The sequence below is a fragment of the Pseudomonas sp. S11P7 genome, from assembly GCF_023195435.1.
Taxonomy (GTDB): Bacteria; Pseudomonadota; Gammaproteobacteria; order Pseudomonadales; family Pseudomonadaceae; genus Aquipseudomonas; species Aquipseudomonas fluorescens_G.
Map to the genome: position 1 here is coordinate 860240 of NZ_JALPKS020000002.1, position 13144 is coordinate 873383.

Below are 13144 nucleotides of genomic sequence, written 5' to 3' on the forward strand. Positions count from 1 at the left end.
GCTATCCATAGAAAATGTCGCCTCTGACTTGCTGAGCTTGGTGTTTCCATCAGCGTCCAGACCACGTGCAATGTGTGGCATTACTTTGCCAGTTTCTTGCTCAATGTCCCATCATATTTTGCATAGTCAGTAGCTAGAGGCTGATAGACAGGCCAAGGGCGAAATAGCGGGCTCGGCGACTGGTCCCTAGGCCCTAGTTTTCTGGCACAGTAAAGTTGGGCCAAGAGAGATATTTTTGATTACAATCCGGCACGGCTTTCAGAAGCCAATTCATTTCTGCTTCGGGCCCGCGGATGCCACACTCCCAAAGCTCGAAAACACGCCAATCCTTCTCGAGCAGTTCGGCTCTGTTTCTGACGTCTCGTTTCACGTTTTGGTCGAATTTCAATCGCCAGAAATCTTCTCGCGTCCGAGGAGTTGTGGCATATCTACAACCTTGATGTCTGTGCCAGAAGCAGCCTTGAATGAAAATGCAGAGCTTGTAACGTGGAAGCACCACGTCTGGCCGACCAGGAAGCTCTCGAGGGTGCAGTCGATACCTGAAGCCATGCCGATGCAGCAGCTTCCGTACCTTCAATTCGGGAGATGTATTACTGCCGCGAATGCCTGCCATCATCCGAGACCTGACTTCTTTACTGACTATGTCCATGAATGAGCCCCAGATGAATTTGCCGTTAGGCCGAGACACCGCCATCGAATGTGATACTGAGCTTTCGAAGCCAATTCAAATTGTCGATCTCTTCGCTGGCCCTGGAGGTCTCGGCGAGGGGTTTGCCTCGTCGGGAGGTGGCTCCCGGTTTGAGATTCTAGTTTCGGCCGAAATGAACCCTATTGCTCGCGAAACGCTCAAGTTGAGAGCCTTTTATAGACTGCTCAAGAAAAAAATCCTGACCGGCTGAGCGACTATTACAGCTTTTGTAATGGTAACAGTCAGAAGCCGTATAGCGATTTGAGTGAGTCTCAGTGGCTTGAGGCTGAAGAAGAAGCTAGATGCATCACTTTGGGTTCCGAAGAAGGTGATGCAGAGCTTGATAGCATTTTAGACAGACGGCTCGAAGACCGGCCTTGGGTTTTGATAGGTGGGCCACCGTGCCAAGCCTATTCAATTGTTGGGCGGTCCCGCAACCAAGGTAAGGCTGATTACAGTGCTGAAAATGACCATCGCCATTTTTTGTATAAAGAATATTTGCGAATCATCAAGGAAAGAAAACCAGCTGTTTTCGTGATGGAAAACGTTAAAGGAATTCTATCTTCCAAGATCGCCGGCGAGAGTATCTTTACGCAAATTCTGCAGGATCTGACTGACCCCAATAAGGCTCTGGGGGATTCAACTCCCGGCACCAAATATCGAATTTGCTCTCTTGTAACGGGGCACTCCTTCGGTCCAGGTGAGGACGTTAGCAAGGTAGATCCTAGAGGCTTCATTATCAAATCAGAGGAATATGGAATTCCTCAGGCTAGGCATCGGGTAATCCTTCTGGGTATCGCCTTGGATGATCAAGGATGTATTGAAGAATATGAAAGTATTCCGAAGGTCATTGATCGTGTGAATACAAAACAGGTTCTGGATGACTTGCCTAAGTTGCGGAGTCGCCTGACCAAGCAAGTAGATAATGGTGAGGCTTGGTATAACGAAGTAGCTAACCACCTAGATAGTCTCATTTCTGAGGTCGACAGTAGAATCGAGCCAAAGCTTAGCTCAGAAATGAAGATTGCGCGCGAGGCTCTTCTTTCTGCGTCTCTAGAGGTCGGGGCCCTTCGCGTGCTCCGCCGTAAGGGAGATGGAAAAACGAAGGATGAGGGCTTGGACCGATGGTATCGCGATGAAAACTTGGATTATTGGCTGAATCATGATGCGAGAGGGCATATGCCTTCGGATCTACGTCGCTACATGTTCGCCAGTGTGTATGCTCGTGCTTACAAGACGTCTCCAAAAGGGCATCATCAATTCACTCTTTCGGGGCTTGCACCTGCCCACAAAAACTGGGAAAGCGGTAAGTTTAGTGATCGCTTTAGGGTTCAGCTTGAACAGCTTCCATCGACCACAATTACCAGTCATATTTCCAAGGATGGTCACTACTTTATTCACTATGATCCAAAACAGTGCCGTAGTCTGACGGTGAGAGAGGCAGCTAGACTTCAGACATTCCCTGATAATTATTTTTTTCAGGGTAATCGAACTAATCAGTTTCATCAGGTTGGAAATGCTGTGCCACCGTTGCTGGCTAGTAAGATAGCCTCTGTGGTATATGGGATTGTGTGTAAAAAACACCGATGACACATTAAAAAGTAATTGTTCATGCATAAAAAAGCCCCGATCAGATCGGGGCTTTTTGCTTTCTCGATTCGCCGACTTAAACCGCAATCGTCAAATCATGCCGAGCGAGCCCCATTTTTCATTTCTCCTTGACATAGTAGCTTTGATTTTGATGACATTTGTCAAAATCACTAGGTAGAAGGTGTGAAAATAAGCTGGCTTTTGCTTGTTTCTGGCAAAATAAGCTGACAGCGGTTATGCCAGTCAGCTATTACTAACCGGACTAGTAGCTGATCGTATCAGTGTTGGCCGAACGAGTGTGTTGGTAGAGGGAGGGCAAAATTTAGATAAGATGATTTTTTAACGCGTAATCGTACAAAGCTACTCTTTTAACCATAGGGTAGTTTGTATAGGGCAGTAGCGGGTGGGTTACATCTATTTTTTTTGTCCGGATGAGGTTGTGTGCAAGGTTAGGATGCCCCAGGTATTTGTTGGCTTGCGAGATGATGCAGTACTTTTCCATTATCTGTGAAACTCTGAGGATATCACTTTCTAACAGGTAAATTGGTCCGTAATTTCCAATCGCGTCAACAAATCCGGACGCTATGAAGAGTCGGAAGAATGGTACTGCTGAAAGCTGGTGTCTCTTTCTCACAATCGAGATTTTTTCTAAAAGCAGAGTTTTTCCTGCCTTATAACCAATTGAGTTGGGGCGACAGGGTAGGGAAAAAACTGCGGCGACGTCGTCTATCCTGTAGATTTGGGTCTTAGACGATTTGCTTGCCACTTCCGATAATGGATTTATTCCGAACCTAGATAATGCTCGCACTACGCATTTGATTGGAACGTTCAAAAACTTGGCGACGGTCAACTCTGTTGCGTAATGGTCATAAAATTCATCCACGCTTCGCTTCTTTAGCGATTTTTTGAAGCGATCCTTTGGGTCTACAAGCTCCAATGCTTTGGCATTGATCAGTTTCACTATCGTTGCGGGGGAAGGTGTAACTGGCGACTTGCGTCACAGTTAGTAATGCCTGAATCACCAGCTTCAGAAGCTTTATCAATAGGGCGCATTGATGCAAGTACTTGAGAACGTAAAAAATGGTAAGAAGAATTTCTATCTACTCCGGGCCCCGTGACGGGAGCGATGCCCGCTTGTTTGAGGACGGTACTGGCGGAGTGTAGCGTCAAGCCCAATAGTTTTGCCGCTTCGGTGACGCTTATGTAGTTAAGTTTGAATTCGATCAGCGCCGTCTCCTCAATGAGGTAAGCATTGTTTTTGGATCCGCCAACCGAAGCGGCTACCAGCCCGGCCGCTACAAAACAACCGATCTGTGGCGGCCCGACCCCAGGAATTTTGCTGCAGCCGATGAATTCAGCCAAATGCCGGCCTGACTTGGGTCATGTTTTGGAAGCCCGAACCAAGATGCGTCCCGCTTCTGATATTTTTTAGGATGAGGGGTGCACCACTCAATCACTGCTTTGCTTGTTTCAATATTCATCACATGTAAACACGCTCTTTGACTTCTAAATTCGGAACTGTGTAATTCTAAGTGTCGAAGCGCGCTGCGTATTTTGCGTACCGGGATTTGGGTGTTGGCCGACAGCTTCCGCACGGAAATATAATGCTGAGAGAAATTTTCTATATCAGTAGGATCGAATAAGCAGCCATTTTGCTGCCAGCTAATTGGGTGCAGAAGCTTTTCGTTGATAGCGTCCCTTAGAACTTTCACACTTATCAGTAGATTTTTTTCAATTCTCCTAGCTTTATGCCCGAGATAGTTTTCTTTTGGGTGAAACCTTTATTAAGCTTTAGTTGAAGTATGTGTGCAGCCATTGTTTGCACTTCCTCCAAGTGGTAATGGCCCGTTGTCGGGAGAATATTGAATGTTTTGCGAGCTGTTTTCCATTGGTGGTTGTTCAAGTTTTGCCAGGCACAGATTTGGCGACCAGTTAGGTAAAAGGCTGACAAAGGTTTTGTTGTAAGGTTTCGTTGTTGAATAGGAGTGGTGTTTTGTAGTAGAAAAATTTTTACACAGTCCTGATACTCCTCCGCCGGGACCAGAGAAAGTTTGGCACAGATAATTCGTTTGGGTATGTCGGGGTAAAGTACGTGCAGCTTTTCCAGATTGCACAAGATTGCCTTCCGATCCATGTTCAGTAAGGCAAATGCTATCGTGATTAAGGTTCTTACTGCGCTGCATTCGTGTTGATCTTTCTTTAAAAAGTCCAGCAGTTTCAGATATTCGTCAAACCTGCTGAACCGCACGCTGTCTCCCTGTCTGAATAAGTTCAAAAGCTGACATTCAATGTCCGCATCTTCAGGTGTGCAGGCCGGTGACGTTGGCAGTTTTTTGCATCGGCACCTGCCGGATAATAGGCTGCACCAACTCAGATCAGTACCACAACGAGGACATTTATCCAAATATTGGCGTAAGTGATAAGGACAATAGACTGCAAGTCTCAGGTCCTTAATGAAATATTCCCGGCCAGTTGCCCAGCACTCAGAGCAGAAGGCAGATCGGTTTTTTCGCACCATCTCGGCCTTGACCACCTGCCCGCCGATTCTCAATGGCGGCGCGATTGGTAACGGCCCCACCGGCTCGTAGAACCCGCTCAGAAACCGTTCCACATTCCAGCTGGATTGCGTCGCAATGGCTTGGATAATGGGGTGCGTGCGGACGAGTATCGGCCTGTAGAAGTTGGCTTCTCCAAAGAGGTCCTTAAGATCAGTCCTGACTGTACAACCATGTCGGATCGCCATGCGTCTCAGCACGCTGGTAGGACTTTCTTCGGGAAGCGGGGCAGGCAGGAACAGTATTTTACTCACCCTCCGTCTCCTCACAATCCGAAATGAGTTTCAACGCGTCGTCATAAGACAGTCCGAAGGGATTTCCGTCTGACAAGTTTTTCGGCATGTCTGCGTACTGGCAAGCCGTAATGAAATCATCCATCCTCAACTCGAGCTTCTCATTGCGGTACAGGCACGTCTTCAGCGCATCGTTGATGACCAAGCGCATGCGTTTTAGATTGCCTCTGGTACCCACAAACAGAGGAGCCGCGATCGTTGGATCATTAAGGTGGACACCTCTTTCGAGCGGAGCCACTTGATACATCGCCCTATCCAGATGTTTCAACGTCGCGTAGTAGTCGGAGTTATCTCCCGTTTCATAGCGGAAGTTTGAAAGCTCGGCGAAGTATGGATATCTGTTTTCAAAGGCTTCGTCTTCGCGGCGAATGTTACGGCACAGGCAGGTGCCTGAAAGGATCACCGGAATTCCGGAGCCGTTGAGCAGCGAAACAATCCATTGCAGGGAGTCCAGTCGTACCTTCTCGGCCACGGTGGTGATGCAGAGGCGTTGAATTTCGTCGAGAAAAATCACCCTTACCTGAGATGTTTTAAGACACGTGATGAGTTGATGGGTTAGCTTCTCAACGGTACCACTGGGGGTAGCGTTAATCAGCATGCGCAACATGTTCGTGATCAGGCCTTTGACGGTGGCCGGTGAGGGGACCTCGCAATAGAAGACGGGGAGGTTGGAGTAAGTGCCGTCTTTACGATGAGTTTCTGCGTCCGCGACATAATGCTTGCGAAAGTAATTACACAGCGTGGACTTCCCAGTCCCGCTTGGGCCGCAAAGCAGGGCGCACGCTGGTTCACCTAGTGCCTCCGTATTCTCGATCGCATTTTGGATTTGCGAGAATGCGTGCCGGTAGCGCGGATGGAAGACAATTTTGCTTTTGAACGCTTTAAGCACTTGCTGACGCTCGAGTTCCATGATGGTGGACCTTTTGTGCGTGCGGACTGACGGATTATCAGGGCGTTGGGGACACTGACGACGGGGAGGTAGCCCGGCTGTGGCTCACTCCAAGAAGTGTTGCCGGCAGCCGGCTACATCGCTTTTCGCTAACAGAGACGGAGATTGGCGCAGCCCGTGTGGCTGACAGGGCAATGCTCTGCGAGTGGTCGTGATCGCTGGTTGGCACCGAGCTGGGTCTGAGAGGGCACAGGCGAGTGCCTCGACATTGGCATGTGCATGGCCTTAAATCTCCTCAGACGAATAGTCGTCGGGTGTGTTGTCGTGGTAACGGTAGGCCGTGGGCTGCGGTTTCAGCGGCTGCTGCTTGCCGCCGCTGGCAGCGCGCCGGGTCTTGGGCTGCAATGAGCCCTGTTCTTCGGCTCGGCTGTGTTTACGCCGTTGGGCCGGCGTCTTTACTAGGGCTAGCTCATGCAGCAGTGCCACCCTGGCGCGGCGCGCCTTGTGCGAGTCGAAGCTTTTACGCTCGGCCCTCAGACGTTTAAGCGTCAGTTGATGAAGATGCATGGTCAAGCCTTGCTGGTAGTCAGGCTCTACAGCTTGCAGCTCCAACACCTCGTCGGGATAACTGGGATGGCAGGCCCAGGCCAGACCGAGGTCACTCGGGTCGTAGTAGACCAGGAGCTTTTCTGCTTTGGGCTCGCGGTTGGCCAGATACCCTACCGCCGGCCCGGTCCAAAACAGGGAGTTGTAGCGCAGCCGCCCCTGTTGGGGAGAGGCTTGGAACGCACTGAGAAAGTGCTGGCGTAATTCGGACTGTGAATAGCGCCGGGGCGGAAACATCTCGGAGTACGCCGCTTCCCAAGCCCGATTGGGAGACGTGTTCAGACTGCTGTGCACGCGTTCGCAGTACACCTGCGTCACCCAGCGGGAGAAGGCGTTTCTGACGTCGCCGATGGTCATACAAGCGTTTTTTTCGGAGCTGTAGTCACCCCGTGCGCCGATGTTCGAGAAAGTCGTGCCTCGCATCACGTGGGCGATTTCTTTCGACCAAGTTCCGAAGAACGCTTCCACGTGAGGCTTCTGATTGCCGGTAGCAGGCTCGCAATAGCACACCTCACCGCCCAGCATGGCGATAATTCGACGCAGATTCTGCGCGATGAACTCGGCGCCGCTGTCGAAAACGTAGCGGATGGCAACACCGGCGTATGTGTTATCACTGGATAACGATCGCTTGAGTGCCTGAAGGGTCGTGTCCAAAGAGGGGGATTAAATCCGATAGACCAGGCATACGGCATCCGCGTGTAGACCTCTAGGAACACCGTCAGATAGGGGCGGCCAATGACCTCTCCGTCACTGCCCACTACCATCACGTGCATCTGCTGCGTGTCGGCCTCGACGAGTTCGAACAATCGTCCAGGCCGATCCCGCTTGCGAGTCCATCCCTGGTGTTTCTGGGCATATTTGCTGCCATGCTGAGCCAGCGCTCTTTCATAAGCGTCGAGCTCTCGCAGGATACGGTTGAGGGTCGATTCCGATGGGATCTTCAAGCGATCGTGGCTGGGTCTGCCTTCGTTGAAGGCTCCCAGCTCCAGGACAATGGCATCGATCACTTCAGTTTTACAGGCCGGTTCAGCTTTCAGGTAAAACTGGCTGACCTGTTGATTGATCACCTGCTGAACCTCCCAAGGCTGGAGGGCTAAGCGATGTTTTGCTCTCTGCCGTCGGCCGGGTATCAGGGCAAGGCTGCTGTGCCCCGATTTGCAGAAAGCCCGTACCCAACTGCGTGCCGTGCTGAAGCTGGGGGACTGATGTCCTTGATGTCCTTAGCCAGAGCGCTGATCATCAGCGAGCTCCGCTCCCTCGGCATTTTCCCTCCAAACCGTTTGGTGAGCGCATTCACATAATGCCAGCGTCGGTCGAATGCAGCCGCGTAAGGCTTGGGGAGCCCCGCAAGGATTTTCTGTGGATCCTTTTCGATGGGCGCCTCCTGATCTTTGACCAGGTCACAGCGCTTCATCGCACGTAGTAGAACTTCCCGGGTTTGGCGCAATACGATCCGGCGGGCTTCGACGGCGCGCAGTTGCACGGTTTCACCTTGTTGATCGACGACCTGAAAGCGCTGGCCGCGATAGCGGTAGTGTTCACCGATTTTAAATTCAGAGATGTCCATCATGGCCTCCGTAGATCCTGCTTTCGGGCGTGAGCTTCTGCTCAAGGTTGACCCGCAACTCATTCAGAAAGATGGCGTGGCTGATATCTGCGGGAGCGATACCCCTAGCCAGCAGTGCTGCAATGGTCGTCTGTTGTCCAGCATGCGCGACGACCTGAGCACGCACTTCAAGTGCTGCCCGTTTAGAACTGCTGAAGCTGTGGTGATAGAGGTACCGCAGGTTTTGAGTGACCAGACGCTGAGGCAGTTTGTCGTGAATGAGCCACCGGAACAGCACTTCATGCTCCAGCAGCATGGCTTCGACCGCCTTCGTCCAGTCACGCACGTGTGGCCTGGCCTGGTCATCCGGTAGCAGAAACTTGTGGTACACCGACGGTCCGTTGCTGAGCGCAACGAGAAAGTCGGCCTTGTAGCGCAGTTCACCCTTGCACACGGTTGGAGGGCGGCACTGGTAGGTGCGGACATCGTGGTGATACTCGAGGTGAACGCAATAATCAGCCTGCATGAGGTTGCCGCAGGTGATCGGGCCATGGTTTTTTCGTGACGGGAAAAACGTTACTCGACTCCCTGGGCGTCCTTTGCTCAAGGGCGTACGGGGCCGGTTTTCGAGACAATCCCTAGATGTAACAAGCATGATCGTGTTCCTCCGGGGGCGCGCTGAGTTAAGCAGTCATGACTGTCAAGCAAGCTGACCTCCGCGCAGCACGCCATGAGATAAGTACCCAATTAGCGCTAGCAGGGTCTTCCAGGAGACCGTCGTCGCGACGATAGGGGGCTGAGCGCCAACGTCATCGCGGCGAAGATCCGGCCGATGATGTGTGCACGGTGCCGGACTCCAGCGTGGGGAATACGCAGCCCGGTGTCGTTTAGTGAAGTGGCCAACGCCGCGAGAAGATTGCGTTGGTGCATAGTCTGTCCCCCGACATCACTAGGCGCCTCCGCACGACCGGCCTGTTCGGGGTGTGCTTGGACGCAGTGGTGAGAGAGGCGGGTGCGCCAAGGCGGTGGACCGAGTTGTCTATGCGAGGTGTTACCTAGGGCTATAGGCCACCGTAATGGCGGGATATTGCGCAGGTACAATCGATGGCGATGCATGGTCATGTCCTTCAGGTGGATCCAAGCAAAGTGCCGGATCGTCAGCTCACTGTAGGACGGTACGTACATTCATACTTCTAACAGAATCTCTCTAAATTTTTAGATAGGTATTGGCTATAACCATACGGATCAACGGCTTACACTCATTCAGGTTGCGCATTAGTTGGGCGAGAGCTGACAGGCCGTCAAACGACAAAATTGGCGCTAAATTTACGATAGGCATTGTCTATATCTAGATACGTCAGAGAGTTAGCACGACCCAGTTTTCGCATTACCCTGTCATGAACGGTTATAGCCTGTGACGTTGGCATGGGTGACAAGATGCGCTGGCTTCTGTTTCGTAGCGTTCTATAGTTATGTACTGGGGCTACGGGTGGCAGGAAATGACAAAGTGTCGACACTTTCGAAAGTTGCAATATGCCGCTGTCGCAACCGTTTCCTAGGCGCCCAGATGTACCAGATATCGGGGGCTCGTGACCGGAACGAATTTGCCCGTTGGTGCGACTATCTGGATCGTCCGTATCTGTATGCCGTACCGGGCGGTCAGGTGATCGCTGGCGGAGGTGTAGCCAATCCCAAATGGCTGCGCCTGCTGGATGACGGGAGTCAGTTGCAGACGCATTGCCTAAAGCGTCTGATTGCAGTCTTCCCGGTGCTCAATCAGGTGTTGCAGAATCCGTTGTGGACGTTGCTAACTTGGGACTCGGAAGACGCTGAGAGGCCTGCGGCCTTTCTACAGGACCTTCTGCCCAGTTGCCGTGCTCTAGTCCCTAGTTCCTATCGCTGTCGCGTCAATGCGCGGATGAGTTGGGCGCTGGGTATACCGGATTGGAGCAGGCTGGCGATGCCACTGGCCCTGCTAGGCTGCCGCTGCCCGCGCCGGATGCCGCAGCGCCTGTGGTTGCATAAATATTTCAACGACTACCTGACTCTCGTGTCGTTCTCGCCTCAGTGCCAAGGCTGTTTTGCTGACCTGTGGTTACTCATTGACAATTGGTTACGCGCCAGAGGGCTGGAGCCCAATCCGTCACAGCCTGATTGGCCGGTCGACGCCGCCGCGTTTGCTGATCAATGTGCTTTGTGCAACGAACGGTTCGCTGATCTGAAGGAGTGGGGATGGTTGCCCGCCGATGATCGCACCGCGCGGTGCGCTATTGCGATGCTCTGGTGTCTCCGTATTGGTGGCAAAGCGTTTGAAAAAAAGCTGCAGGGCAGTCTGAACCATGGCGTGCGTCGGTGCCCGCCCTTACTAATGAGAGCGATGAGGGCGTTGGACCCACGGCTCGACGTGCCCAGTGCGGTGCGAGTGGACCGATCTCTCGAGGGCTAGCACGTGGCAAGGCCCGAACACTGTTTGCATAGGAAAGGTTTCATGCGCGATGCGTCGACGTGTCTAACAGGCGTTGCAGTTGAAGAATCTGCCGCTGCTCATGCCGTCGGTACAGAGCATCGCTGCGCTGCTTGAGCAGAGCCGCGCGCAGACGTTCGCGTAATTCTGCCTCCTCCGTTTGCCACTGGGCCTGTGCCTGCTGATGACGATGGGCGAGTTGTTGCCACTCGGCTCTGGCCTGGCTGTAATCCCGCGAGTCGGTAAGTGCCTGTCGGCTAGCCAGGCGCGACTCGGTAAGCAGCCGTTCGTTGGCTCTATTGAGAGTGGCCAGTTCTTCCTGTTTGGCGAGCAAGGATGCCTGCAGGGTCCGAAGTTCTTTGGACAACTGCTGGACCTGCTGATCGTGACGAGCCAGTTCCTGTTCTCGCTGAGTCCGTTGTTGCTCCTGATAGTGATCCCGCGAAGCTTTGAGGTGATCGTGACGCTCACTCAAGGCGGTGAGGTGGGCCTCGCGCTCATCTAGCGTGTGCTGCACGTGAGTCAATTGTCGCTGCTGCGCCTCGAACTGGGTCTGCAGGTCCCGGGCATAGCTCTGCGCCGCGGATTCGCGCTGGCGGTGCTCTTCCACCTGTGCATCCAGGCGGTGGACCTGATCCCTTAAAGATTCCACTAGTTCGCGTTGTTGCTCCTGAGCTTGCGCATGCCGCTGCCAGGCTTGATCGACTCGGGTCTGATCGTTCGCGACTGCTTGTTTGGCTGCCTCTTGCAGCCGCTCGGCTACACTGCTGATCAGGCGCCCCAGTTCGTCTTCCAGAGCTACCGGGCCTGAGGGTGCCTGCACGGCACTGAGCTCCTGCAGATAGCGCAGGATGGTGCTTTTGGAGCCCGTGTTGCCCAACTCGACTCGCACCGCGTCAATGCTGGCCCGGATGCCTCGAGCCTGCAGTGCGTCGCGAGCCTTCTGGACCAGCGCCTTGTTGATGCCACCACGTGCCATGGGATGTCTCCTACGATTTCGTAGCTTGTTATGGAGTATGTAAGTACGGGTGTACTTCTGTCCTCTGGTATGTACGAACAGGCGATGGAGTGACGTTTGAGAATCCTTAATTCTCAAACGTGAGAGCGTTTGTGGGAAATATTCGGCTTATCCGTGGTATGCGAGGAGGGTGCGGCATGACGGCCCCAGTGGATCGGTACTTGAAGGCGGCCCGGCGCGAGAGTACGCAGCGACGCTACAAACGCGCGCTAGAGCATTTTGAGGGGGCGTGGGGGGGTGTTGCCGGCGTCCAGTGAAAGTGTCGCGCGCTATTTGGCGGAGCATGCCGAGCGGCTATCCAGCTCTACCCTGCATACCCATCTAGCCGCCTTGGCTCAGTGGCATAAGCGCCATGGGTTTGTGGATCCGACTAAAGAACCTCGGGTGCGTGACGTGCTGCGCGGCATCCGCGCCGAGCATCCCCAACCGGTGAAGCGGGCAGAGGCGCTGCAACTGCAAGCATTGGAGGCCTGCATCACCGGGTTACAGGGACAGGCTACTTCCCCTGTTGCCGCAGAATGCCTGCGTGCATGCCGAGACCAAGCGCTCATCTTGCTTGGCTTTTGGCGGGCGTTTCGTAGCGACGATCTGTGCCAACTGCGCGTCGAGCACATCACAGTCCAACCGGGCGCAAGCTTGGAGATCTTCCTCGCCAGCGGTAAAACCGATCGTGATCACCAAGGAAGGACGGTAGTGGTGCCAGCGCTGAAGCGTTTGTGCCCTGTAACGGCCTATCAGGCCTGGCTGGCGGCCAGCGGTCTGAAGCAAGGTCCGGTGTTCCGGGCCATTGACCGCTGGGGGCATCTGGGTGCGGAGGGACTGAATGCGAACAGTGTGTCGCGGCTGTTGCGGATGGCTTTTGCCCGCAATGGTCTGGATGGGGAGGGATACAGTGGGCATTCGCTGCGCCGGGGTTTTGCGACCTGGGCCAACCGTAACGAGTGGGGGGCTAAGGCCTTGATGGACTATGTCGGTTGGCAGGATGTGCAGTCGGCGATGCGTTACATCGACACAACCGCACCTTTCGGGGACTGGCGGCGGTAAGCGTGTCAATCACGTTGATTGGTGCTGGGAGGATAGAAGGAGGCGAAGAGGTCGTTGCAGCGGCCCTAGGCGACGTGTACGACGAACGCCGCGTCGATATGTTGGGGCTCGGCGATTAGAACCCAGGTAGTGGCTGACAGCGACTTGATCCGGATTGCTGTGGGGCTTCGTGTTGAGGATGGCCAATGATGAGTGGCGCTTCGTGAAGCTCCGGGTCATATGCTGCGACGGAATCAGCTAAGTCGGATGCACTGAATTAGAAACGGACGCCGCTGAAGTCATACCTGTATCCCCCAGCGGATTGGCGGGGGATTGGTAAATGCAAACAATCGCTGCTCTCCATAAGGTCTTACGTGGCCCGGTCGATTTCACTTGTGATCACTACCATGGGGCTGTGTCGCTGGTATCGCACTGGTACGCGAGCGCTCCGGTAAAGCCAAAAGGACTTCTT

General features: G+C 53.4%; 14 protein-coding genes. 5 read left to right on the forward strand and 9 right to left on the reverse strand.

From position 1 onward, the window contains the following. Positions 1 to 193: 193 nt before the first annotated feature. Positions 194 to 694, reverse strand: a complete 501-nt coding sequence (locus M0746_RS03970; protein WP_342454956.1) for a very short patch repair endonuclease — start codon at positions 692 to 694, stop codon at positions 194 to 196. Between M0746_RS03970 and M0746_RS29130 the strand changes: the two genes are divergently transcribed. Further along, positions 663 to 899, forward strand: coding sequence for a hypothetical protein (locus M0746_RS29130; protein ID WP_342454994.1), 237 nt, complete (start codon positions 663 to 665; stop codon positions 897 to 899). The two genes, M0746_RS03970 and M0746_RS29130, sit on opposite strands and share 32 nt — an antisense overlap. Positions 900 to 949: 50 nt before the next feature. Next, positions 950 to 2278: a DNA cytosine methyltransferase gene (locus M0746_RS03975; protein WP_342454980.1), complete on the forward strand. Its 1329-nt coding sequence runs from the start codon at positions 950 to 952 to the stop codon at positions 2276 to 2278. Between the two features lie 322 nt (positions 2279 to 2600). On the opposite strand, the gene M0746_RS03980 is transcribed toward M0746_RS03975, so the two are convergent. The 5 genes from M0746_RS03980 to M0746_RS04000 all read right to left on the reverse strand — a co-directional run bounded on the left by M0746_RS03980 (position 2601) and on the right by M0746_RS04000 (position 7275). Continuing rightward, the gene (locus M0746_RS03980) at positions 2601 to 3239 is read right to left on the reverse strand and encodes a hypothetical protein (protein WP_258448271.1); all 639 of its coding nucleotides are present in this window, start codon (positions 3237 to 3239) and stop codon (positions 2601 to 2603) included. After that, a complete protein-coding gene (locus M0746_RS03985; RefSeq protein ID WP_258448272.1) occupies positions 3239 to 3640 on the reverse strand; it encodes a hypothetical protein in 402 nt (133 codons plus the stop codon). Before M0746_RS03985 ends, M0746_RS03980 begins: the two co-directional genes overlap by 1 nt. A gap of 355 nt (positions 3641 to 3995) precedes the next feature. Further along, the gene (locus tag M0746_RS03990; RefSeq protein WP_258448273.1) at positions 3996 to 5087 is read right to left on the reverse strand and encodes a TniQ family protein; all 1092 of its coding nucleotides are present in this window, start codon (positions 5085 to 5087) and stop codon (positions 3996 to 3998) included. After that, entirely contained in the window at positions 5080 to 6036 is a 957-nt protein-coding gene (locus tag M0746_RS03995) for a TniB family NTP-binding protein (protein ID WP_258448274.1), read from the reverse strand. The genes M0746_RS03990 and M0746_RS03995 overlap by 8 nt, the downstream gene beginning before the upstream one ends. A 264-nt stretch (positions 6037 to 6300) precedes the next feature. Further along, complete coding sequence (locus tag M0746_RS04000; RefSeq protein WP_258448275.1) at positions 6301 to 7275, reverse strand: hypothetical protein; 975 nt, start codon at positions 7273 to 7275, stop codon at positions 6301 to 6303. 113 nt (positions 7276 to 7388) lie between these two features. Here M0746_RS04000 and M0746_RS04005 point away from each other — a divergent pair, with 113 nt between their 5' ends. Next, entirely contained in the window at positions 7389 to 7718 is a 330-nt protein-coding gene (locus tag M0746_RS04005; RefSeq protein ID WP_258448276.1) for a hypothetical protein, read from the forward strand. A 32-nt stretch (positions 7719 to 7750) separates the two neighbouring features. On the opposite strand, the gene M0746_RS04010 is transcribed toward M0746_RS04005, so the two are convergent. After that, complete coding sequence (locus M0746_RS04010; protein ID WP_258448277.1) at positions 7751 to 8188, reverse strand: hypothetical protein; 438 nt, start codon at positions 8186 to 8188, stop codon at positions 7751 to 7753. Beyond that, complete coding sequence (locus tag M0746_RS04015; RefSeq protein WP_258448278.1) at positions 8175 to 8693, reverse strand: hypothetical protein; 519 nt, start codon at positions 8691 to 8693, stop codon at positions 8175 to 8177. Before M0746_RS04015 ends, M0746_RS04010 begins: the two co-directional genes overlap by 14 nt. 1041 nt (positions 8694 to 9734) lie before the next feature. Here M0746_RS04015 and M0746_RS04020 point away from each other — a divergent pair. Continuing rightward, positions 9735 to 10613: a hypothetical protein gene (locus M0746_RS04020; RefSeq protein WP_258448279.1), complete on the forward strand. Its 879-nt coding sequence runs from the start codon at positions 9735 to 9737 to the stop codon at positions 10611 to 10613. Between the two features lie 40 nt (positions 10614 to 10653). Here M0746_RS04020 and M0746_RS04025 read toward each other — a convergent pair whose 3' ends face one another. Continuing rightward, positions 10654 to 11610, reverse strand: coding sequence for a DNA-binding protein (locus M0746_RS04025; protein ID WP_258448280.1), 957 nt, complete (start codon positions 11608 to 11610; stop codon positions 10654 to 10656). Between the two features lie 423 nt (positions 11611 to 12033). Between M0746_RS04025 and M0746_RS04030 the strand changes: the two genes are divergently transcribed. Then, positions 12034 to 12693 carry a site-specific integrase gene (locus M0746_RS04030; RefSeq protein ID WP_258448281.1) on the forward strand — a complete coding sequence of 220 codons (660 nt, stop codon included), beginning with the start codon at positions 12034 to 12036 and terminating at the stop codon, positions 12691 to 12693. The last annotated feature ends 451 nt before the right edge of the window (positions 12694 to 13144 follow it).